Source organism: Chryseobacterium sp. UNC8MFCol, from assembly GCF_000482305.1.
Lineage (GTDB): Bacteria > Bacteroidota > Bacteroidia > Flavobacteriales > Weeksellaceae > Chryseobacterium > Chryseobacterium indologenes.
Genome location: NZ_KI535293.1, coordinates 54,379 through 76,150, shown reverse-complemented (window position 1 = coordinate 76,150; position 21,772 = coordinate 54,379). Strand labels below are relative to the sequence as shown.

General features: G+C 38.7%; 15 protein-coding genes. 11 read left to right on the top strand and 4 right to left on the bottom strand.

The window, feature by feature from the left end:
* Positions 1–236: 236 nt before the first annotated feature.
* The 8 genes from M030_RS0122255 to M030_RS0122220 all read left to right on the top strand — a co-directional run bounded on the left by M030_RS0122255 (position 237) and on the right by M030_RS0122220 (position 13,576).
* Positions 237–3,095, top strand: coding sequence for a gliding motility-associated C-terminal domain-containing protein (locus tag M030_RS0122255; RefSeq protein WP_027375429.1), 2,859 nt, complete (start codon positions 237–239; stop codon positions 3,093–3,095).
* 137 nt (positions 3,096–3,232) lie between these two features.
* Entirely contained in the window at positions 3,233–6,085 is a 2,853-nt protein-coding gene (locus tag M030_RS0122250; protein ID WP_027375428.1) for a T9SS type B sorting domain-containing protein, read from the top strand.
* A gap of 112 nt (positions 6,086–6,197) precedes the next feature.
* Positions 6,198–9,596 carry a T9SS type B sorting domain-containing protein gene (locus M030_RS0122245; protein ID WP_027375427.1) on the top strand — a complete coding sequence of 1,133 codons (3,399 nt, stop codon included), beginning with the start codon at positions 6,198–6,200 and terminating at the stop codon, positions 9,594–9,596.
* 217 nt (positions 9,597–9,813) lie between these two features.
* A complete protein-coding gene (locus M030_RS0122240) occupies positions 9,814–10,605 on the top strand; it encodes a hypothetical protein (protein WP_027375426.1) in 792 nt (263 codons plus the stop codon).
* A 273-nt stretch (positions 10,606–10,878) separates the two neighbouring features.
* The gene (locus M030_RS0122235; protein ID WP_027375425.1) at positions 10,879–11,652 is read left to right on the top strand and encodes a DUF6759 domain-containing protein; all 774 of its coding nucleotides are present in this window, start codon (positions 10,879–10,881) and stop codon (positions 11,650–11,652) included.
* Positions 11,653–11,749: 97 nt separating this feature from the next.
* Positions 11,750–12,427: a tRNA (guanosine(46)-N7)-methyltransferase TrmB gene (gene trmB, locus M030_RS0122230; RefSeq protein ID WP_027375424.1), complete on the top strand. Its 678-nt coding sequence runs from the start codon at positions 11,750–11,752 to the stop codon at positions 12,425–12,427.
* Between the two features lie 17 nt (positions 12,428–12,444).
* Positions 12,445–13,134: a DUF6759 domain-containing protein gene (locus M030_RS0122225; RefSeq protein ID WP_027375423.1), complete on the top strand. Its 690-nt coding sequence runs from the start codon at positions 12,445–12,447 to the stop codon at positions 13,132–13,134.
* A 7-nt stretch (positions 13,135–13,141) separates the two neighbouring features.
* Positions 13,142–13,576, top strand: a complete 435-nt coding sequence (locus M030_RS0122220) for a DUF6759 domain-containing protein (protein WP_027375422.1) — start codon at positions 13,142–13,144, stop codon at positions 13,574–13,576.
* 160 nt (positions 13,577–13,736) lie between these two features.
* Here the strand turns inward: M030_RS0122220 and rpsB are convergent, their stop codons facing one another.
* The 3 genes from rpsB to rplM form a co-directional block, all read right to left on the bottom strand.
* Positions 13,737–14,498, bottom strand: a complete 762-nt coding sequence (gene rpsB, locus M030_RS0122215) for a 30S ribosomal protein S2 (RefSeq protein ID WP_027375421.1) — start codon at positions 14,496–14,498, stop codon at positions 13,737–13,739.
* A 185-nt stretch (positions 14,499–14,683) separates the two neighbouring features.
* Entirely contained in the window at positions 14,684–15,070 is a 387-nt protein-coding gene (gene rpsI, locus M030_RS0122210) for a 30S ribosomal protein S9 (RefSeq protein ID WP_007843277.1), read from the bottom strand.
* A gap of 6 nt (positions 15,071–15,076) precedes the next feature.
* Positions 15,077–15,532, bottom strand: a complete 456-nt coding sequence (rplM, locus tag M030_RS0122205; protein WP_027375420.1) for a 50S ribosomal protein L13 — start codon at positions 15,530–15,532, stop codon at positions 15,077–15,079.
* A gap of 347 nt (positions 15,533–15,879) precedes the next feature.
* On the opposite strand from rplM, the gene M030_RS0122200 reads away from it, so the two are divergent.
* Positions 15,880–16,983 carry a DUF3667 domain-containing protein gene (locus tag M030_RS0122200; RefSeq protein ID WP_027375419.1) on the top strand — a complete coding sequence of 368 codons (1,104 nt, stop codon included), beginning with the start codon at positions 15,880–15,882 and terminating at the stop codon, positions 16,981–16,983.
* Positions 16,984–17,021: 38 nt separating this feature from the next.
* On the opposite strand, the gene M030_RS0122195 is transcribed toward M030_RS0122200, so the two are convergent.
* Positions 17,022–17,354: a hypothetical protein gene (locus M030_RS0122195; RefSeq protein WP_027375418.1), complete on the bottom strand. Its 333-nt coding sequence runs from the start codon at positions 17,352–17,354 to the stop codon at positions 17,022–17,024.
* A 255-nt stretch (positions 17,355–17,609) separates the two neighbouring features.
* On the opposite strand from M030_RS0122195, the gene M030_RS0122190 reads away from it, so the two are divergent.
* Positions 17,610–20,957, top strand: coding sequence for a methylmalonyl-CoA mutase family protein (locus M030_RS0122190; protein WP_027375417.1), 3,348 nt, complete (start codon positions 17,610–17,612; stop codon positions 20,955–20,957).
* A 104-nt stretch (positions 20,958–21,061) separates the two neighbouring features.
* Positions 21,062–21,772, top strand: a complete 711-nt coding sequence (locus M030_RS0122185) for a diphthine--ammonia ligase (RefSeq protein ID WP_027375416.1) — start codon at positions 21,062–21,064, stop codon at positions 21,770–21,772.

Below are 21,772 nucleotides of genomic sequence, written 5' to 3'. Positions count from 1 at the left end.
GCTGCACATTTACGGATACTCTTTAAAAATTACCCAATGCTATTCAAGTAAGAAATCTTGCGACACCAGCTTCTTCGTACATCATTCGATAAACTGATCCCGGCACTCATTTATAAGTTTCACATTCAGGAAGGTTATTAGTTAGAAATTGAGAATAAATTTGCGCTTTTATTTTCAATTTACTAAATGTATTTCATTTTTTATTTTAATTTTGTAGAAATCCTAATTCCATACACATGAAAAGATTTCTACTCAGTTTAGTATTAGTTTTCTTGACAATTAATACGCTCTTTGCCCAAAGGGATACTGAACACTGGATTGCCCCCTACTATGACAGCTATGGAGGCTATGTTAATATGCTCTATCTTTCCACTGATTCAATCACTCCTTTTGATGTCACTGTATACAACAATAATGCGGTTGTTACCACCGTAACAATCAGCAAGGGTAACCCTCAAACTTATAAACTCAACAATAGTCAGATTTCTACAGGAACAGCCAGTGAGGCATTTGTTGTAGGAACAAAAGGACTTTATTTAAAAGCCACTAAACCCTTTTATTGCAGTTTAAGACTTGCCCAGGATATTCATGGGGAAATCATTACCAGTAAAGGAAGAGCGGGAATAGGAAAAACATTTTTTGTAGCAGCAAGCCCCAATAAAAATTTAACCAGTATCCATAATTTTACAGCGGGAGTTCTCGCTACTGAAGACAATACCACCGTCACTGTTTCCTGGAATATTCCTCCCGTTACGAATCCTGTTACACCTCCGGTATCTTTTATCAATGGTTCGCCTACCGGTAATACCCATACCTTTACATTACAAAAGGGACAGTCTTTTATTCTCGCAGGATCAGGTGCCCAGGAGGGAAACCGCGAAGGTTTTATTGGTGCAAAAGTAGTTGCTGATAAACCGGTAACACTTACCAACGGAAGCTGTAATGCAAATTTTTCTTTTATTAACTTTGCAACCGGAAGTGATCCGGTTCTTGACCAGTCTGTACCTGTAGACAAACTTGGAAATACATTTGCTATGGTAAAAACAAGATCGACCGTTCCTTCGCTGAACATGGAAGGCGGACTTATCATAGCCACGGAAGACAATACCGAGGTATATATCAATGGGGCAACAACTCCGATTGCCACGTTAAATGCAGGAAAATTCTACAGAATTGACGAAACCAACTATGCTACTCAAACTACGCCTGGCGGTACGCACTCCAATATGTTTATCTCTACCACCAAAAATGTTTATCTGTATCAGTTTATAGGAGTAGGAGCAAGTGATGCTACTAACGGATTCAATTACATCCCACCGTTAAACTGCTTCCTGCCGAGAAAAATTGATGAGGTCGGAAAGATCAATGAAATGCCTCTTGGTTCCGGAGGGGCCAGCATAACAAAAAGTGACTTAGTTGTAAAATTAAATATATTAACAGAAGCCGGAGCCACCGTTCTTGTTAACAACAATCCACCTCTTCCGTCAGAAGGACCTTTTCCACTGACCGGAAATACCAATTGGGTGACTTATGGTATTCCGAGTGTTACCGGAAATATCACCATCACTTCTACAAAGGCAGTAACTGCAGGTATTAACGGAGGATACAGCTCCGCAGGCTATGGGGGCTATTTTGCAGGATTTTCTTCGATCCCTTTCATTTCGAAAAAAACAGGTGAATGTGTTCCCGGAATCGTCCTGGAATTGGATGACGGATATGAGACCTACCAATGGTTCCGTAACGGTACTGCTGTAGCAGGAGCTACCGCAAATACATATACTCCTACCCAATCCGGAAACTATACGGTAAAAATAACTATGGGAACATGTCCTCCGGTGACAACACCGATTTACAAAGTACAGACATGTTTAAAGCTTACCACACAGGCAATCAATGCATGTTCGGCAAAGGTGATTACACCGGCATTTACTTCCTCAACCCAATCGCCGGTTACCAGCACGTTACAAATCCTTACACCTCCTACCAAAGGAACGGCAGTAATAAACCCGAACGGTACAATAACATACACTCCTAATCCCGGATATTTAGGACCGGATACTATTGTGTATAAATTCTGCGGAGATAATGCGGAATTTACAGACTGCGAACAAATAACGTTAAACCTTACGGTAGTACCGTTTATAGTAAAGGATGCTACAATAACGGCTTGTTGGTATGATGTAGCCCCTTATGCTTATTTTGATCTGACCAAAGCGAAAGTAAGTGATTATGATCCGGTAACAAAAAAATATTACCGTACATTGGCTGATCTTAATGCCGGTATAAACGAGATAACAACTCCTGACAACTTTCCGTCTACAGGAGGAACAGTATATGTAAAAATAACTACAGCCGAAGGATGTACAGCGAATGCTAAAATCACCCTAGTTCCGATCCCTATCAAAAAATCCCCGGTTCTCATAGATCAGTATATCTGTATGGATGCCAGAACAGATCTTGATGCAGGCCCCGGATATGACTCGTACCAGTGGAGTACCGGAGCGACTACATCGGGAATCAGAAATGTAGGAGTAGGTGAATATTCTGTAATACTTGGTAAAAACGGATGTTTCCTGACACAGATTGTAAAAGTGAAAAAAGCAGATGATCCCGTAATTCAAAGTATTGAAATTAATAACAACAACGCAACCGTGACAGCGACCGGCGGCAAGCCTCCTTATAAATATGCTGTTGACGGAACTGCTAACTGGCAGGACTCCAACACATTTACCGGATTAACCAGAGGTCAGCATACATTCTATATCAAGGATGCGTATAACTGTACTCCCGTTGCAGTAGAAATTACTGTTCCTAATCTATTGAATGCCATCACTCCTAACGGGGATAATATAAATGATTTTATTGATTACAGTGAATTGGCATATAAAGAAAACCTTACATTCTCTATATACGACCGATACGGCAACACCATTTTCACAGGAAATAAATTCAATAACTTCAAATGGGACGGAAAACATTTTGACAAAAAGATTGTTACAGGAACTTATTGGTACCATATTACCTGGAATGAGTCCAATAAAAATAAAACTCCTATCAAGTATACCGGATGGATTCTCGTAAAAAACAGAGAATAACCGATAAAATATAATGAAAATAAGCCGCGGTCAGATGATTGCGGCTTATTTTATTAATGTACTAATGAAAATAAAAAAATATTTTCAATATCAATCATTTATTCTGTTATTTTTGTAGAAAATCTAATTCTTTATCTATGAAAAAAATTCTATCAGTTATTCTGTTATTATTTGCGGCAATCAATATGTTGTTTGCACAAAGGGATACAGAACATTGGTTTGCTCCCATGGCAGCCAGATCGGGGAAGGTGGTCACCCCAAAGCAGGCTCTGTATTTTTCTACAGACTCTGTCACACCTTTTGATGTGGAGATTTACAGCAATAATGCCCTGCTGGGAACCGTGACCATCAGCAAGGGCTCACCACAAACATTTGACATTCCTATAAACAGAATGGTTGCCAGCACCAATGGTGAACTTTTCACTCCGGGAAATAAAGGATTATATACCAAAGGAACAAAACCCTATTTTGTAACCTACAGATTCTCGGTAAGTCAACACGGAGAAATATTAACATCTAAAGGGAAAGCAGGTATTGGTACAAAATTCTATGCCGTTACAGCTCCTATTGAAGAGCTCAACAGTGAATACAACTTTACGACCGGAATACTGGCCACAGAAGATAACACTACAGTGACGGTATCCGATTACTCTCCCAATATTATCTTTACAAACGGATGGACAGGAGCTACAAACCCAACCCTTACCTTTACTTTAAACAAAGGACAATCTTATATTATTGAAGGTATGGGCGATAAAACGCTCAACAAAGAAGCTTTTATAGGAGCAAAGATAGAAGCTGACAAACCCATATCTGTTACCAATGGAAACTTTAACGGTCAGTTTGCTATGGCTGCCGGAGGATTTTATGATGGTTCCGATATTATTATGGACCAATCTGTACCTGTAGACCGTTTAGGAAATGAATTTGTTGTAGTGAAAGGGAACGGAAATATTTCCAAATATATGGAAGACGCCTTAATTGTTGCAACAGAAGGTGGCACCCAGGTATACATCAACAACGGAACTACACCAGTAGCCACACTGGCTGAGGGCGAAAGCTATAGAGTTAATAAAGTAAACAACACCAACTATATCAACCAGGGAAATAATCACTACAACATGTACATAAGAACCACAAAAAATGTATATGTGTACCAGCTGATGGCAGGAGTTTCTACCAGTAATGCCACATTAGGATTTAACTACATTCCGCCATTGAACTGTTATTTACCAAGAAAAATTGATGAAATAGGAAAAATTAAAGATCTTCCTTATCAGGGAACTCTTTCCGGACATATTGTAAAATTAAACATCCTTACAGAAGCAGGGGCTGCAGTTACCATAAACGGTGTTGCTCCACCGGCAGCACAAGGTCCGTATCCGGTACTGGGAACAGCTAACTGGGTTTCTTATTCCGTTCCTGATATTACAGGAAATGTTACCATAACCTCCACAAAAGCTGTTACCGCAGGTATTTCCGGAGGAAGTGGTGTGGTTGGTTACGGAGGATATTTCGCTGGGTTCTCTTCCATTCCCGTTATTGCAAAACAGAACGGAGAATGTATCCCGGGAATCACTCTTGAAGTAGGTGACAGTTTTGACTCGTACCAATGGTATCGGGACAATACCCCGATCCCAGGAGCAACAGCCAACTCATACGTTCCGACACAATCAGGGAATTATACCGTAAAAATTACGGTGGGAACCTGTCCGCCGGTAGTGACTCCGGTATATAAAGTATACACCTGTCTTAAGAAAACAACCATCAACGATACAGTATGTGACGGGGTAAAACAATTTGTGCCTACATTCTCAAATTCTACCCAAACAGTAGTTCCCGGAACAGTTACAATCGTGACCCCTCCAGCCAATGGTAATGCAGTTATTGATCCTGCAACAGGAGTCATCAGCTATGCTCCGGCTTTTAATTATTTTGGCCCGGACACTTTCGTCTACAGGTTCTGTGGAAACAACCCCGACTTTACGGATTGCGAAGAGGTTACCATGAAATTAACGATATCCGAAAGCCCTATAGTAAACGATGCTTTAATAAGAACCTGCTTCTTAGAAGCAAATCCTGCAACCGGATTATTTAACCTTGCCAATGCAAGTGTGACAACAGCTACCGGTATTACGAAAAAATACTACCCGTCTCTTGCAGATGCCCATGCCGGTACTAATGAAATTTTAAATGCTACTAATTATATCGCTCCGAATGGCGTTGTTTACATAAAGGTAATCAATGCTAATGGCTGCTACAGGGTTGCAACAGTTACTTTAGCGGTACTTCCTCCGGTAAAATCTGATATTTTGGTTGACAAAATCATCTGTATGGAAGAGAAGACCACTCTGGACGCCGGACCAGGATTTAAAAGCTATGAATGGAGCACCGGAGCAACCACACAAGTGATTAAAAATGTAGGAGTAGGAACTTATTGGGTAAAGCTTAAAACCGGTGAATGTATTACCACCCAAACAGTGAAAGTATATGCTTCGGAACAGCCTGTCATCTCTAATATTGACATATCCACCAACACAATAACCGTTTATGCAATAGGTGGTACTCCACCATATAAATACTCTATTGACAATATAACCTGGCAGGACTCCAATGTATTTACAAATATGGCCAGGGGTGAAATAAGCGTCTATGTAAAAGATGACTACAACTGTACTCCGATAAAGGTAGATGTCACAATTCCAAATCTTATTAATGTAATTACCCCTAATGAAGACGGAGTGAATGATTCGATAGATTATTCTTTACTGGCCGGTAAAAACAATCTTGTCTTTAATATTTTTGACAGATATGGAGCCAAAATCTTCCAGGCTGATAAGTCTAACGGGTACAAATGGAACGGAACTTCAGGCGGAAGCAAAAAGGTTCCTACCGGAAATTACTGGTATGAAATAGGATGGAACGAGCCTAACGGCAGACAGACTGCCATTAAATACACAGGTTGGATTCTGGTGAAAAACAGAGAATAAACCTTGACAAATAAAAATTTTAAAACCATGATTTGAAATCATGGTTTTTTTATTATCTTTTCAATCATTCAATACTTTTTATTGTTAAATTTGTGATAAATACTAATACTGAATGAAGAAAACTCTATCTTTTTTATTTATACTTTGCATTTTCACCTCTGTTTTTGCTCAGTTGGACAGAGAACATTGGTTTGCTCCGATGGTAGACAGATCAGGCGCCCCCAATCCTTATCAGAATCTGTACTTATCTACCAACAGAACAACACCCTTCCCTGTGAACATCTATAATAATAATATACTTATCGGGACGGTCACAATAAGCAAAGGCAATCCCCAAAAATTTGATGTTTTAAGAAATTATATCATTACTACCCAGCAGACGGATCTATTTACCCCTATTACCAAGGGATTATATGTGAAAGCGGAATTCCCTTTCTATGCCAACTTAAGGTTCTCCGTGTTCAATCATGCGGAAATTATTACTTCCAAGGGGATACCCTCTACCGGAAAGAGCTTTTTGGCTGCCTCTGCACCTATTACGGTGAGCAATAATATTCTCAACTTCATGACCAGTATTCTGGCAACTGAAGATAATACCACCGTTACCATCACCGGATACAAACCTACCGTGCAATTTTCAAATGGTACAACGGGTGCCGGTAATCCTACGATGACATTCAGTCTCAACAAAGGGCAATCCTACATCATTGACGGGATCGGAAATATCACAGGAAACTTTGACGGATTCATCGGTGCGAAGATTACCTCCAACAAACCGGTCAACGTTACCAATGGTAATTTTAACGGCCAGTATGCGGGAAATTTTCCTTCCAGCTCTGATATTTTAATGGATCAGGCAGTACCTGTCAACCGGCTCGGAAATGAATTTGCCCTGGTAAAAGGCAATGGAAATATAGGAGCCAATATGGAAGGTGCTGTCGTTATTGCAACAGAAGACAATACCCAGATTTTTGTCAACGATGAACCCATTGCCATAGCTACGATCAATACAGGAAGTTATTTTGTTATTCCTGATACAAAATACAGCTTACAGGGTGGTGCCCATTATAATTTGTACATCAGAACCTCAAAAAACGCCTATGTGTATCAGATTCTGGCAGGAGATTCCAATACAGGAAATGAAACAGCTACAGGTGGATTCAACTTTATTCCTGCGTTAAACTGTTATCTTCCTAAACAGATCAATGAATTAGGACTCATTAATGAAAATTTCGTTCATTCTAACGCCAATATAGGAGGAATTCTCAATATACCTACCAAGTTGAATATTATCACTCAAAGAGGTGCCAATATTTCAGTAAACGGCAGTATACCGCCTGCTTCAACAGGCCCTTATAATATGACCGGAACCAATAACTGGGTTACATACGGGATTCCGAATGTGACGGGAACGATTACAGTGGTTTCTGACAAAGCTGTGACTGCCGGAATTACAGCCGGAAGTGATGCCGTAGGATATGGTGGATTTTTTGCCGGATTTCCTACCCAACCGGTTATTTTAGTTTCAGGGGGAAGCTGTGCTCCGGGTACCGTTCTTACTGTAGATCCTATCATTTATGATACTTATCAATGGTACAGAAATGGAGTACCCATCACCAATGCGACTAATTCTACATTCAATCCCACTCAATCCGGATATTATACCTGCTCGGTGACTATGGGAAGCTGTGCTCCTTTAGTAACAGAACAATTTAAAGTTTTAAACTGTGTAAAACTAACCACAACGTCTTATGATGTATGCAGCACGAAAACTATTACTCCGGCTTTCAGCAACTCAACACAGACTCCCGTTCCTTCTACCGTTGCCATCACGACGCCACCGGCATCAGGCACAGCAGTTATTGATCCAGCAACAGGGATTATCACTTATACTGTTACGACACCGGGTACCGTAGGCAATGACACATTTACGTATACATTCTGCGGCAATGACCCAGATTTTCCGGATTGCGAAACAGTAACCGTAAACATCAATATTCAGGCTCTCACCGTTATGAATGTCACAATAAAGGCCTGTGATATCAATGGACAGGGTACCTTTAATCTTACGACAGCTAATGTCACCTCCAACTCGCCCGTTACGATTACTTATTATCCTACATTAACAGATGCCCAGACTGAGAATGCAGCGGCAATTATAACAAATCCCAACGTTTATCCGGCACCCAACGGCACAATTGTATATGCTGTAGTAAAGAATAGCGTAGGCTGTAAAAGTATTGCTCAAATCACACTTTCCCTTTACAATAAAGCTATAGTACTGGATAACTACAATGGTATTTTCTGTGACGATAATCTGGATGGAACTGTTACGGTTATGCTTTCAAACATTACCGGGATTGTGCTCAATAATCCTGTGTATTTTACAAACGTAAGATATTATGCCAATCTTGCAGATGCCAATGCCGGAAACGCCAGCACGCTTCCTGATAACTTCAGCTATACTGCAACCACAACAATTTTTATACGCGTAGATTCTCCGGATGGTTGTGCATCAGTCATCAAGCCCTTACAGTTTAGTATCGGCGCAAGACTGCCACTACTAAAAACAACAGCTACCGAAAGTGTATGTGATGATGATTTAGATGGTGTGAAGACAGTTGATGCAGCACAATTTATTCCTCAGTTTACTACAGATCCCAATGTAACCTTTACATTCTATGGCAGCTTGTCTGATGCTCAAAACAATATCAATCAGATTTCCGCTACCCTGAACCTAAGTTTTACCCAGACCATTTATGTCCGGTTTCAAAAAAATGGAGTATGCCCTGAGGTCGCCTCTATTACCATTACTATAAAGGTTCCCAAGAAATCAGATCTGCTAAAAGATCAGGCTATCTGTCCCAAAACAACGACTACACTGGATGCCGGTCCCGGATTTGAAAGATATCTTTGGAGCACCGGAGCCTCTACTCCATCTATTACCAATGTTCCTGTAGGAAGCTATTGGGTGGACCTTACTTCAAATGGCTGTGTTTACAGACAACACGTCACTGTGACAGAACTACCGATGCCTATGATTACATCTATTGAGATCGACGGAACGACTGTAAAAATAGGAGTAAGCGGGGGAACACCTCCTTATGAATATTCCCTGGACGGGGTTGTTTGGCAGGGTTCCAATGTTTTTTATAATGTACCCAGAGGAGGGCATACCGTTTTTGTAAGAGATTCAAAATTATGTGCAGAGGTGCAAAAGCCTTTTGCCATTATTGATCTGATCAATACCATTACTCCAAATGGTGACGGCTATAATGAGGAGGTTGACTATTCTGCTTTGATGGCTAATGATAATCTGGTTTTCCGGATCTTCGACAGATACGGGGCTGAAGTATTCCGTGGCACCCCTCAAAACAAATATACGTGGGATGGAAGAATAGGAGGCAGATTCGTGCCAACTGCAACATACTGGTACTTTATCACCTGGACAGAATATGGATCTGGTATATCCATAAAATATTCAAGTTGGCTGTTAGTAAGGCATCGCTAAAAAGCATCCACCTGCATCGAAACAACAAATAAAAATATGAGATATGTTCTGCCTGTTTTTTCAGGTTTTTTGAATTATAATGTCAATTTTAACAGGTTTAGAACCGCTTTATAACAGTCCTTAACAGTTTAATGCTAAAGTTTAATATAACTTTAACCACTATTAATCATCTAATAAAGTACAAATTGCCCTATTTCTATGTAATTTTGCCAATTATATGAAGAAACTTTTTACGCTACTACTATTGGTTTTTCTTGCAAAAATCAATGCTCAGATATATTCCGGTGAGGTATTTTTACGAGACAATTCTATTTTGTATCTCAACCAGGTCTATGTTACCAATCTGAATACCCAAAAGACTGTTCTTACAGATTACAACGGTAATTTTACTATTCCTGCCAATACCGGAGACGTTATCCGCTTCACCTCTATTGTTACTGAGAGAAAAGATATTAAACTTACTCCTCAGCTTATGGGGCAAAAAAATCTTGTGGAACTTAAGATTGCGTATTATGAAATCCAGGAAATTGTCCTGAGCAGATTCAAGCCTACCGGAAACCTTCGGTATGACGTAAACTCTTTACGAAAAGAAGATAAAGCTCTGGCTATTAAAAAAGTAATCGGGCTTCCGGAACCCAAGGGAGACGGTACTCCTCCCGAACTTCCTGTTGCAGGACTACGGGATGGCGGACTAACCTTTAGCCTGGAAAGCATCTATGACATTCTTTCCGGAGAAAGAAAGAAAAAACAGCGTTACCAGGCGTTTGAAAGAATGAATTCTTCTGTTACCCAGATCAAAAACTATTTAGGTAAAGATTATTTCGTCAAATTCAAAATCCCTGAAAACCTGATCGATAACTTCCTTCAGTTCGTGTATACTTCCGAAAACATTCAGCCTTATGTATTGGCTGGGAACTTTGAAGCGATCAAGATACCTATTGAAAAATATCTTCCTATCTACCAGAGAAGACTGAGAAATTCTCACCTTCAGGAAGTTGTTAAGGAATAAAAAAACAGCAGATTCATACCTATAGAAATCCATGTAAAATTACATGGATTTTTTTGCACCCCATTTTCTAAAATTAAGACGGCGCATTACGTTGTGTTTATGAAGATTAAAAATTATTTTAAATAAGTTTTCTCAAATATTCAAAAATATATTTAATTTTATATCACAATCACGTGTTTAAAATAAAAACAATAGTATTTCGTTATTATTCAAAGACTAATACCATCAGACACAAATTAAGGAAAGTACCAAATCATAACTTAATCTATATTAATGAAAAAAATACTTTTACTTCTTGGAACGTTACTGTTTTTTAGTCTTTCAGCTCAGAAAAGAGGAAAGGATTATAGTGAAATTCTGAAAAGCAATAATATCTATGAAATCAATGCCTTTCTGAGAGACGCTCATCCCGACGATCCTCGCAGGTCTGTTCTGAAACCACGGGTTATGGAAATGATGAAAGAATATATCAAAGATGCCCACCCGGAAGATCAGAAAGTAAAAGATATGCAGGAAATGCTGGCACTGCTGAGAAGAAGACCTTCCACAAAGATTACCTTCGATGAAATGAATGCGATCATCAAGCAAAAGCAAATCGCTAAATATAAAGCTGAACTGGCAGCCAAAAAATCAACGACGGTTTATACTCCGAGTACTCCCCAAAACACTTTTGTTATCAATACCAGCACCAATGCTGCTGTTCCCAATGCCGAAGCAGAAGAATTCAATATGCTGATGGCCGTTACACCGGTTGAGCACCAGAACAGAACAGTAAAGATCCTTAATTCTTTATTTGATAACGACCCCAATACCAAAGAATGCATTGTGATGATCCAAAACAAATCGGATTGTAATATAATTGTAAGAATGGAGGGAGTTGGTACCACTAAGTACAGACTTGCTGTGCCTGCAAAAGGGGAAGGCTCTATAGTCATAGATAAGGGACAATATCTTTTCACGAGTCTTGTCTGTGGTGCAGAATATGCTTCCCAGAAAACCGTTCAGAGACCTATCATCGTCGCCCTTGGAAGTACAGCAGCCCAGTAATCAGCAGAATAAACTTATTTCTGAAATACCTTTTAGTCTTAAAAAGGCAAAAAGTCTATGCAAATTTTACTATTTTTGCAGTCATTTTAAATGACTCATGGGCAAGAATAAATTAGCAAGATTTGCAGAAAATAAGATATTACCAAATGTAATCCAACCTACAAGAGAAGATGCTTTGCAAGGTTTTGATTTAAAGGGAAAATGGAGAGAAAATTTCTTTAAAAATGACAATCCCATTGTACTGGAATTAGGTTGTGGTAAAGGAGAATATTCTGTGGGACTTGCCAAAACATTTCCTGAAAAAAACTTTATCGGGATTGATATTAAAGGAGCAAGATTCTGGTTTGGTGCTAAAGAAGCTGTAGACAACAACATGACTAATGTGGCTTTTTTAAGATCACAAATTGAACTTGTTGATCATTTTTTTGCTGAGAACGAAGTAGACGAAATCTGGATTACATTCCCTGATCCACAGATTAAATATAAAAGAACAAAACACAGATTAACCCATCCGGATTTTTTAAACCGATATAAAAAGTTCCTGAAACCAGGTGGTATCGTTCATCTGAAAACTGATTCAGAGTTTTTACATGGCTATACCCTGGGATATCTACAGGGAGCCGGCTACGAAATCATTACTGCCCATCATGACATCTATGGGGCACCGGAATATGATCCTAATACGCCGCATCTGAGAGATATCAGGACGTATTATGAAGAACTATTCTCGGCTAAAGGAAAGACCATAACCTATATCAAATTCCGGATAAGCTGATGAAATAAACTTAATTGATGAAAAAAAAATTTTTAACGGTTGTATTCTTCACATTCCTGATCCAGGGCTTTACATACGCACAAAAACGTAATAAAGACATTTTAAAAAGCACAAATATTCAGGAAATTGAAGAATACCTTAAGAACGCACACCCTGACGATCCCAAAAAAAGCGTCCTGAAGCCCAAGCTTATCGCTTTAAAGAATGCAGAATGGACTAAAGGGGCAAAAGATGCCCAACCTATGGAAGCAAGGCCTATTATTTCCGATATTCCCAACAGCCTTATGAGAAACCCTACCTCAGAGGAAGCAGAAGAATTTAAACGTCTTATTACAGAATCCTCTGTTGAGCATAAAAAAAAGGCTGTACAACTCCTTAATGGAATGCTTAATGAAGACCTTAGCAGAAAAGAAGCTATTCTTTTGTTTAAAAACAATTCAGATTGCAATATTGTACTCAGAATTGAAGGAAAAGACTTCTACAACCTTGCTGTTCCTGCTCATGGAGAGAACTTTATTGTAGTAAATAAGGGTCTGTATACATTGAACAGTAACGTTTGCGATGCAAAATATACTTCTCAGAAGAGTATAAAAAAAAGTATATTTGTAACGATTGGTAACCCGGTACAGTCGGGTACAGAACGTTCTTCTGCTCAGAAAAGTACAGAACCGGAGAAAAAACCTTTAAAAAGAAAAGACAAAAAGTAAAACAGGTATGAAAAGACTGTTAATTATCATAGGGGCTTCATTGGTTCTTACCAGCTGTAATGTCAATTACGGAGGTTACCCGATAAGAAATCCCTATCCTTCCAATAATTCCGGAAATGCAGCTAATACCGCAAGAGAATATAATGAACTGATAAAAACGTATAAACCGGAGACAGCGGAGGTACTGAATGACCTTCTAAATAATGATGATCCGGGTAATCCCAGAACATCTCTTTCAGTAACCAATAACTCCTCCTGTAATATGGTACTTACGGTAAGTGGAAATAATTTCTTTAAAAAAATTCCTATTGCTGCCGGGAAAATCGGATATACGATGGTCCCGAAAAATCAAAATTACAGTTTATCAGGTTTTGTTTGCAATTCAAGATATCAATCTAATAAATACATCACAAGCTCCTATTCTATAACGCTCAGGAACTAAATAAAAAACTCCACAGGATGTTGTGGAGTTTTTTTTATATTTCTTTCTGTTCCCGGAAAAGCTCAGCTACAATCCTTATATTGAAGTAATAAGTATATCTATCAAAAAAACGCCGGATATAAAATCCGGCGTTTTTCCTATATTAAAGTAAAATCTTTACTTATTCTGCATCGAAATCAGCATCTGTATCAGCAGATACCTTTTCTCCTTCTTCTTTAGATTTTTCTTTATCAGCTTTTCTTTGAGACTGACCTTCTTTGATAGATTCAGAAACTACGCTAAGGATCATATCAATAGACTTAGAAGCATCATCGTTTCCTGGGATAACGAAGTCAACTTTTCTAGGGTCAGAGTTTGTATCAACGATACCGAAAACTGGAATACCTAGTTTCTTAGCTTCAGTTACCGCGATGTGTTCTCTTAAGATATCAACTACAAATACAGCAGACGGAAGTCTCACCATGTCAGCGATAGAACCTAAGTTCTTCTCTAAGTTAGCTCTTTGTCTGTCAACTTGTAATCTTTCTTTTTTAGATAAAGTTTCGAACGTACCGTCTTTTTTCATTTTGTCGATAGAGTTCATCTTCTTTACCGCCTTTCTGATCGTAACGAAGTTCGTTAACATACCTCCAGGCCATCTTTCTGTAATATAAGGCATATTAAGTTCAGAAGCGTGTTTTGCAACAACTTCTTTCGCTTGCTTCTTAGTAGCTACGAAAAGAACTTTTTTACCTGCAGAAGTTAATTTTTCTAAAGCGTTGCAAGCTTCATCCAATTTAACTGCTGTTTTATGTAAGTCTACAATGTGAATACCGTTTTTCTCCATAAAAATGTATGGAGCCATATTTGGGTTCCACTTTCTTGTCATGTGACCGAAGTGTACACCAGCCTCTAAAAGGTCTTTTACATTTGCTTTTGCCATGTTTTCTGTTTTTGTTAGTTTACTTTCCGTCTTTTAAACAATCAACAACTTCTTTAGATGGGAGAAGCGTTTGGATGCTAAACGTAACGGGCAATTTTAAGTTTAGATTAATAGATTTCAGATATAAGATACCAGACAAAAAAGGTCTGAAATCTGACATCTCCAATCTGATGTCTGAAAAAAAATTAACGTTTTGAGAATTGGAATCTCTTTCTTGCTTTTTTCTGACCTGGCTTCTTTCTTTCCACCATTCTTGCGTCTCTTGTAAGTAAACCAGCTGGCTTTAATGCTAATCTGAACTCAGCGTTGATTTCGCATAAAGCTCTTGAAATACCTAATCTGATAGCCTCTGCCTGACCTGTATTACCACCACCGAATACGTTTACGGTAACGTCATACTGACCAACAGTCTCAGAAAGGATGAACGGTTGGTTTAACTTGTAAACCATCACGTCTGTAGAGAAATATTCTTTAGCATCTTTACCGTTTACTGTAATGTTTCCAGAACCTGGTTTTACATAAACTCTAGCTACAGAAGTTTTTCTTCTTCCGATTTTGTGAACTATAGACATAATTAATTATTTAAATTCGTTAACATTAATTGTTTTAGGCTGTTGAGCTTCATGTTTGTGCTCAGTTCCTTCATATAAATAAAGGTTCTTAAGGATAGCAGCACCTAATCTGTTTTTTGGTAACATACCTTTTACAGACTTCTCTAATACCTTTAAAGAATCTTTCTTTTGAAGTTCAGCCGCAGTCATAGACTTCTGCCCTCCAGGATATCCTGTATGCCAGATATAAGTCTTATCAGCCCACTTGTTTCCGGAAAGTGTAATTTTCCCAGCATTCAAAACGATCACGTTATCACCACAATCTACGTGAGGTGTAAAGTTCGTCTTGTGCTTACCTCTCAAAATCTTTGCAACCGTAGAAGCTAATCTACCTAACGGCTGTCCTTCAGCGTCTACCACAACCCATTCTTTATTCGCAGTAGCTTTGTTCGCTGAAACAGTTTTGTAACTTAATGTATTCACACGTTTTAGTTAAAGATTAAACATAATTTACCCCTAAAAGGGTGTGCAAAGGTACAAATTATTTTTGTAACGCAAAAACATATTTTATTTAATCTGGATAATATCTGCTACTCAGTCTCCTAACAATAGATTTTAACATTTTCTTATGCTTTGGCACAAATCTTGTAAATTGTTCGGCGATGAAAAACCCGTTGAAAAGATTCTGAAAACACGCTTGATAAAGCAAAGAGTTTATTCCCTCAGCTCTTTCTTTATTAACTTCTCTTAAAGATTTCCGTAAAAAATTAACAATATATTTATTGTATTAACGAAATATTTATATTTGCGGCAATCATATCCATGAATCCATGAGCCACGGAAAAATAAGAGAAAATAAAAACTGCCTGAACTGCGGGCAACACGTCGAAGAAAGGTTCTGCCCTCATTGCGGACAGGAAAATATTGAAAGCCGGCATCCCTTTTATTACCTCTTCACTCATTTTATAGAAGACTTTACCCATTATGACGGACAGTTTTGGGGAACATTAAAAAACCTGATGTTTAAACCAGGGGCTCTTACCAATACTTACCTTGAAGGAAAGAGACAAAAATTCGTACCTCCTGTAAAACTCTATATTTTCGTAAGTTTTATCACTTTTTTTGTATTTGCTCTTTTTCCAATGAATATAAATTCTCACAACACAAAGGAGAAGGAGAAGGAAGCCAAAGCCAGTATTTTTGACAAAATGAAGGCGATCAATGCCCGGAAAATAGCAGATAGTATACAAGCCAAACCGGTGCTGACAAAAGAAGACTCTGTAACCATCAAAAGCCTGAACATTGTACCGGATTCTGCTAAAATAGATGACCTGGAAGAGGCTTTTGAAATGGATAAGAAAATAGATGATAAAGTACAGTATGGCGGATATAATACGAGAAAATCTTATGATTCGGCCAGGGCTAAAAATCCGTCAATGCTTGATTTTATCCAAATACCGGTAGCACATAAATTCTTTGAACTTAAAGAAAAAGGAGTTACAAAAGCTGAGATTGCACAAAGCCTGGCAGAGACCTCTTTTCACAATCTGCCGAAGGCTCTCTTTATATACCTTCCGCTATTTGCTTTCTTTTTATGGATTTTCCATAATAAAAAAAGATGGTGGTACTTTGATCATGGAATCTTCACCCTGCATTACTTCTCATTCCTTTTACTGAATGTGCTGCTTGTGTTCCTTATCGTAAAACTAGCATCACTTACAGATATCGGAATTTTAGATACCATCCTGTATATGGTATTATCTGTTTTGCTGATATACATTATTGCCTACTTTTTCATTGCCCACAGACGGGTGTATCATACCCATGGCATCGTAAGCTTTTTCATAGGCGGTATTTTATTTACCCTGAATTTCTTCGCATTTATGATTTTAGTCGTGGTACTTGCACTGGTAAGTTTCCTGATGATCCATTAAAATATAATGAAGCTGTCTTTAGATAGCTTCATTTCTTTTTATTTTCTCAGTGATTTACTCCCTCTGAAACTGGCAAATAAATAATAGGCTACAAAGACTGTAGAAAATTTTAAAATAGAAGGTATTGCCAGCTTAAGGTCAAAAATTAAAGTTCCTATCACAACCAAAATTCCCATAGCTACAAAAGACAACCCTAATTTTTGAGGTAAAGTAAAATTCGGGGTATCCAGATAATAAGCAATTCCCCAGGCTGAACCAAAAGCAATGGCATAGTAAATATCCAGTCCGATATTCTCTGAGCTTAAAAAGAAATAATTGATAAGGAAACTTACTGCTGTTCCTAAGGCGAAATATAGTAAGGCTTTTTGCATGTCTGTAAAATATGGTGCAAAAGTAGAGATTTTAATCTGAGAATTCTAAAATGTATGATTTTACATTGAAATCCTGTAACTCATTTTAATTCTGTAACTACCGAACTTTAGCTGTCTCAAATTTCCTGACCTTAAATTGGGGAGATATAATTAAATAATACTGATTAATCAAATGAAAATCAACGATATAAAATCAAACACAAGGTTCTTTATTTATTATTATATTTGAGAACTTAGAAACTTTCTAGAATTTTTATGGAAACCCAAAAATATACTCCAACCAACAAGGTAAGAATCGTAACAGCGGCCTCATTATTTGACGGACATGATGCTGCGATCAATATTATGCGTCGTGTCATTCAGGGAACAGGATGCGAAGTCATCCATCTCGGACATGACAAATCAGCAGAAGAAGTTGTAAATACAGCGATCCAGGAAGATGCCAATGCTATTGCTTTGACTTCCTATCAGGGAGGTCACAATGAATATTTTAAATACATCTACGACCTTTTAAGAGAAAAAAATTCACCACAGATCAAAATTTTCGGTGGCGGCGGTGGTGTAATCCTGCCGGAAGAAATCAAAGAGCTCATGTCTTATGGTATCGACAGAATCTACTCTCCGGACGATGGCCGCGAGCTAGGGCTACAAGGCATGATTGATGACCTGGTACACCGATCTGATTTTGCAACCGGAAAAGATGTTACCGCAGAAGATCTGGATGCAATCAGCTTTGAAAACTCAACAAGTATTGCCAGAATTATCTCTGCCGTAGAGAACTTTTCAGATGAAAAACCTGAGCTCGTACAAGCCATTGACGAAAAGTCAAAAGGCCTTACAATCCCGATCATCGGTATCACAGGCACAGGAGGAGCGGGAAAATCATCATTAACAGATGAATTGGTAAGACGTTTCCTTCGTTCTAATACTGATAAGAAAATTGCTATTATCTCTATTGACCCTTCTAAGAAAAAAACGGGAGGAGCTTTACTGGGGGACCGAATCCGTATGAACGCCATCAATGACCCAAGAGTTTATATGCGTTCTATGGCTACGAGAGAAAACAACGTATCCGTTTCTCCTTTCATCCATTCCGCATTGAATGTATTGAAACTGGCCCATCCCGACGTCATTATCCTTGAAACCTCAGGTATCGGACAATCCGGTTCGGAAGTTTCTGATTTTGCAGATGTTTCGATGTACGTCATGACTCCTGAGTACGGAGCCTCTACTCAGCTTGAAAAAATTGATATGTTGGATTACGCTGATTTGGTAGCACTAAATAAATCTGACAAACGCGGAGCTCTTGATGCCCTTCAGGCGGTAAGAAAACAATTCCAGAGAAACCATCTTTTATGGGAAAGTCAACTGGAAGATATGCCTGTGTACGCAACAAAAGCATCTCAGTTTAATGATCACGGGACAACTGAGCTTTACAACAGGTTGGTTTCAAAGGTCAATGAAAAATTCACTGATTTAGATCTTAAAACGTTTGTCGAGCAGGAAATCACAGATGAAGTGACGATCATCCCGCCTAAGAGAGTTCGTTACTTATCTGAAATCGTTGAAAACAATAAACAATATGATGCCAATGTTGAGAAACAAGCGGAGCTTGCCAGAACAATGTATCATATTGAAGGGGTTAAAAACATTCTTTCTAACGAGGTTTTAGAGGCTGAATATCAAAAAGCGGAAAAAAATCTTCAACAGGAAAATATTGACTTCCTGAAAACATGGGATGATACGAAAAAAGCCTTTCATGCTGAGTTCTATTCATATTATGTGAGAGGAAAAGAAATTAAGGTTGAAACGTCAACTGAATCTTTATCTCATTTAAGAATTCCAAAAATTGCCTTACCAAAATACAATGACTGGGGGGATCTTATCAAATGGAAATGCCAGGAAAACCTTCCGGGAAGCTTCCCATACACTGCAGGAATCTATCCGTTCAAAAGAACAGGAGAAGATCCGACAAGGATGTTTGCCGGAGAAGGGGGTCCCGAAAGAACGAACCGAAGATTCCATTATGTTTCTGCAGAAATGCCTGCAAAACGTTTATCCACAGCTTTTGACTCGGTGACATTATATGGCCAGGACCCTGCTTTACCACCGGATATTTACGGTAAAATCGGAAATGCAGGAGTTTCTATTGCCACGTTGGATGATGCTAAAAAACTATATTCAGGATTTGACCTGGTGAATGCATTAACCTCCGTTTCCATGACGATCAACGGTCCGGCTCCTATGTTATTAGCTTTCTTTATGAATGCTGCAATCGACCAGAACGTTGAAAAATACATCAAGGAAAACGGATTGGAGGCTAAGGTTGAAGCTAAGCTCAGGGAAAAATTCGACGATAAAGGATTAGAAAGACCCCAATATAATGGTGAACTTCCGCCATCCAACAACGGATTGGGATTACAGCTTTTAGGACTTACCGGAGATGAAATTGTACCTGCAGAAGTATATGCAGAAATTAAAGCAAAAACCATCGCTACAGTTCGTGGTACCGTTCAGGCCGATATTTTAAAAGAAGATCAGGCTCAGAACACCTGTATTTTCTCTACAGAATTTGCCTTAAGATTAATGGGTGACGTTCAGGAATACTTCATTAAAGAAAAAGTAAGAAATTTCTACTCTGTTTCTATTTCCGGGTATCATATTGCTGAAGCAGGAGCCAATCCGGTTTCTCAGCTCGCTTTCACCCTTGCCAATGGTTTCACCTATGTGGAATACTATTTAAGCCGTGGAATGGATATCAATGATTTCGCTCCTAACCTTTCTTTCTTCTTCTCAAACGGTATTGACCCTGAATATTCAGTGATCGGACGTGTAGCAAGAAGAATCTGGGCAAAAGCCATGAAGCTGAAATATGGTGCCGATGAAAGAAGCCAGATGCTGAAATACCACATCCAGACCTCCGGGCGCTCACTGCACGCTCAGGAAATTGATTTCAACGATATCAGGACTACGCTTCAGGCATTGTACGCTATCTATGACAACTGTAATTCACTTCACACAAATGCGTATGACGAGGCTATTACTACTCCTACAGAGCAATCGGTAAGAAGAGCGATGGCGATCCAGCTGATCATCAATAAAGAATTAGGATTAGCCAAAAACGAAAATCCGCTTCAGGGATCATTTATTATTGAAGAATTAACTGACCTTGTGGAAGAAGCCGTATACACGGAATTTGACAGAATCACGGAAAGAGGAGGTGTATTGGGTGCGATGGAAACAATGTACCAACGTTCTAAAATCCAGGAAGAGTCTATGCACTATGAATGGCTGAAACACACCGGAGAATATCCGATCATTGGAGTGAACACATTCCTTGGTAAAGACGGTTCGCCAACTGTACTTCCGGGAGAAGTGATTCGTTCTACTGAAGAGGAAAAACAGGCCCAGATTGAAGCTCTTCACAATTTCCAGAAAGCCAACGCAGATCGATCGGAAGAAGCATTGAAAAAATTACAACATGCTGCCATCAATCAGCAAAACTTATTTGAAGTAATGATTGATGCCGTGAAATACTGTTCTTTAGGACAGATCACCAATGCTTTATTTGAAGTAGGTGGTAAGTACAGAAGAAATATGTAGGAAGCATTTCATCTTCTGAAAATATACAAACCTAACAGAATTCAGAATCCTGTTAGGTTTTTTATTTATCTTCACCACAAATTTCAATTAACCAGAAAGTATACATGAAGCCCCAAGCCCTATTCAACTGGAGCAGCGGAAAAGATTCTGCACTCGCCTTGTATAAAATCCTTCAAAAAAACCAATATGAAGTTTCTACCTTGCTTACAAGTATTAATGAGGAATTCCAAAGGGTTTCCATGCATGGAGTTCATGTTTCTTTGTTGGAAAAACAGGCAGAAAGCCTCGGAATTCCCTTGGTTAAAATGGAACTTCCTAAAGAACCGTCCATGGAAGAATACCAGAAAATAATGAGTAATACAATGGCTGAGATACAGGCTCTGGGCGTTACACATTCAATTTTCGGGGACATTTTCCTTGAGGATCTTAGAAAATACAGAGAGCAACAGCTCAATGCTATCGGTATGCAAGCTGTCTTTCCACTCTGGAAAAAAGATACCTCAATACTTATCCGTGAATTTCTGGATCTGGGTTTTAAAACCATTGTAACCTGTGTGAACGGATCTTATCTGGATAAAGGTTTTGCCGGACGGATGATTGATCATGATTTTATCAAAGACTTACCGGAAAATGTAGATCCTTGCGGAGAAAACGGAGAGTTCCATACATTTACCTTTGACGGTCCTATTTTTAAAACCCCTGTTGCTTTTGAAATTGGGGAAACTGTAAAGAAAACATATCCTAAACCCAAAACGGATGCCGACAAAGAAGGTGGTGAATATGTTTTTTGGTTCAGTGACCTGATTCTAAAATAA

Excerpts from the sequence above, each read along its gene's own strand:
- M030_RS0122255 (WP_027375429.1), top strand. The coding sequence starts at position 237 with ATGAAAAGATTTCTACTCAGTTTAGTATTAGTTTTCTTGACAATTAAT.
- M030_RS0122250 (WP_027375428.1), top strand. The coding sequence starts at position 3,233 with ATGAAAAAAATTCTATCAGTTATTCTGTTATTATTTGCGGCAATCAAT.
- M030_RS0122245 (WP_027375427.1), top strand. The coding sequence starts at position 6,198 with ATGAAGAAAACTCTATCTTTTTTATTTATACTTTGCATTTTCACCTCT.
- M030_RS0122240 (WP_027375426.1), top strand. The coding sequence starts at position 9,814 with ATGAAGAAACTTTTTACGCTACTACTATTGGTTTTTCTTGCAAAAATC.
- M030_RS0122235 (WP_027375425.1), top strand. The coding sequence starts at position 10,879 with ATGAAAAAAATACTTTTACTTCTTGGAACGTTACTGTTTTTTAGTCTT.
- trmB (WP_027375424.1), top strand. The coding sequence starts at position 11,750 with ATGGGCAAGAATAAATTAGCAAGATTTGCAGAAAATAAGATATTACCA.
- M030_RS0122225 (WP_027375423.1), top strand. The coding sequence starts at position 12,445 with ATGAAAAAAAAATTTTTAACGGTTGTATTCTTCACATTCCTGATCCAG.
- M030_RS0122220 (WP_027375422.1), top strand. The coding sequence starts at position 13,142 with ATGAAAAGACTGTTAATTATCATAGGGGCTTCATTGGTTCTTACCAGC.
- rpsB (WP_027375421.1), bottom strand. The coding sequence starts at position 14,498 with ATGGCAAAAGCAAATGTAAAAGACCTTTTAGAGGCTGGTGTACACTTC.
- rpsI (WP_007843277.1), bottom strand. The coding sequence starts at position 15,070 with ATGTCTATAGTTCACAAAATCGGAAGAAGAAAAACTTCTGTAGCTAGA.
- M030_RS0122200 (WP_027375419.1), top strand. The coding sequence starts at position 15,880 with ATGAGCCACGGAAAAATAAGAGAAAATAAAAACTGCCTGAACTGCGGG.
- M030_RS0122195 (WP_027375418.1), bottom strand. The coding sequence starts at position 17,354 with ATGCAAAAAGCCTTACTATATTTCGCCTTAGGAACAGCAGTAAGTTTC.
- M030_RS0122190 (WP_027375417.1), top strand. The coding sequence starts at position 17,610 with ATGGAAACCCAAAAATATACTCCAACCAACAAGGTAAGAATCGTAACA.
- M030_RS0122185 (WP_027375416.1), top strand. The coding sequence starts at position 21,062 with ATGAAGCCCCAAGCCCTATTCAACTGGAGCAGCGGAAAAGATTCTGCA.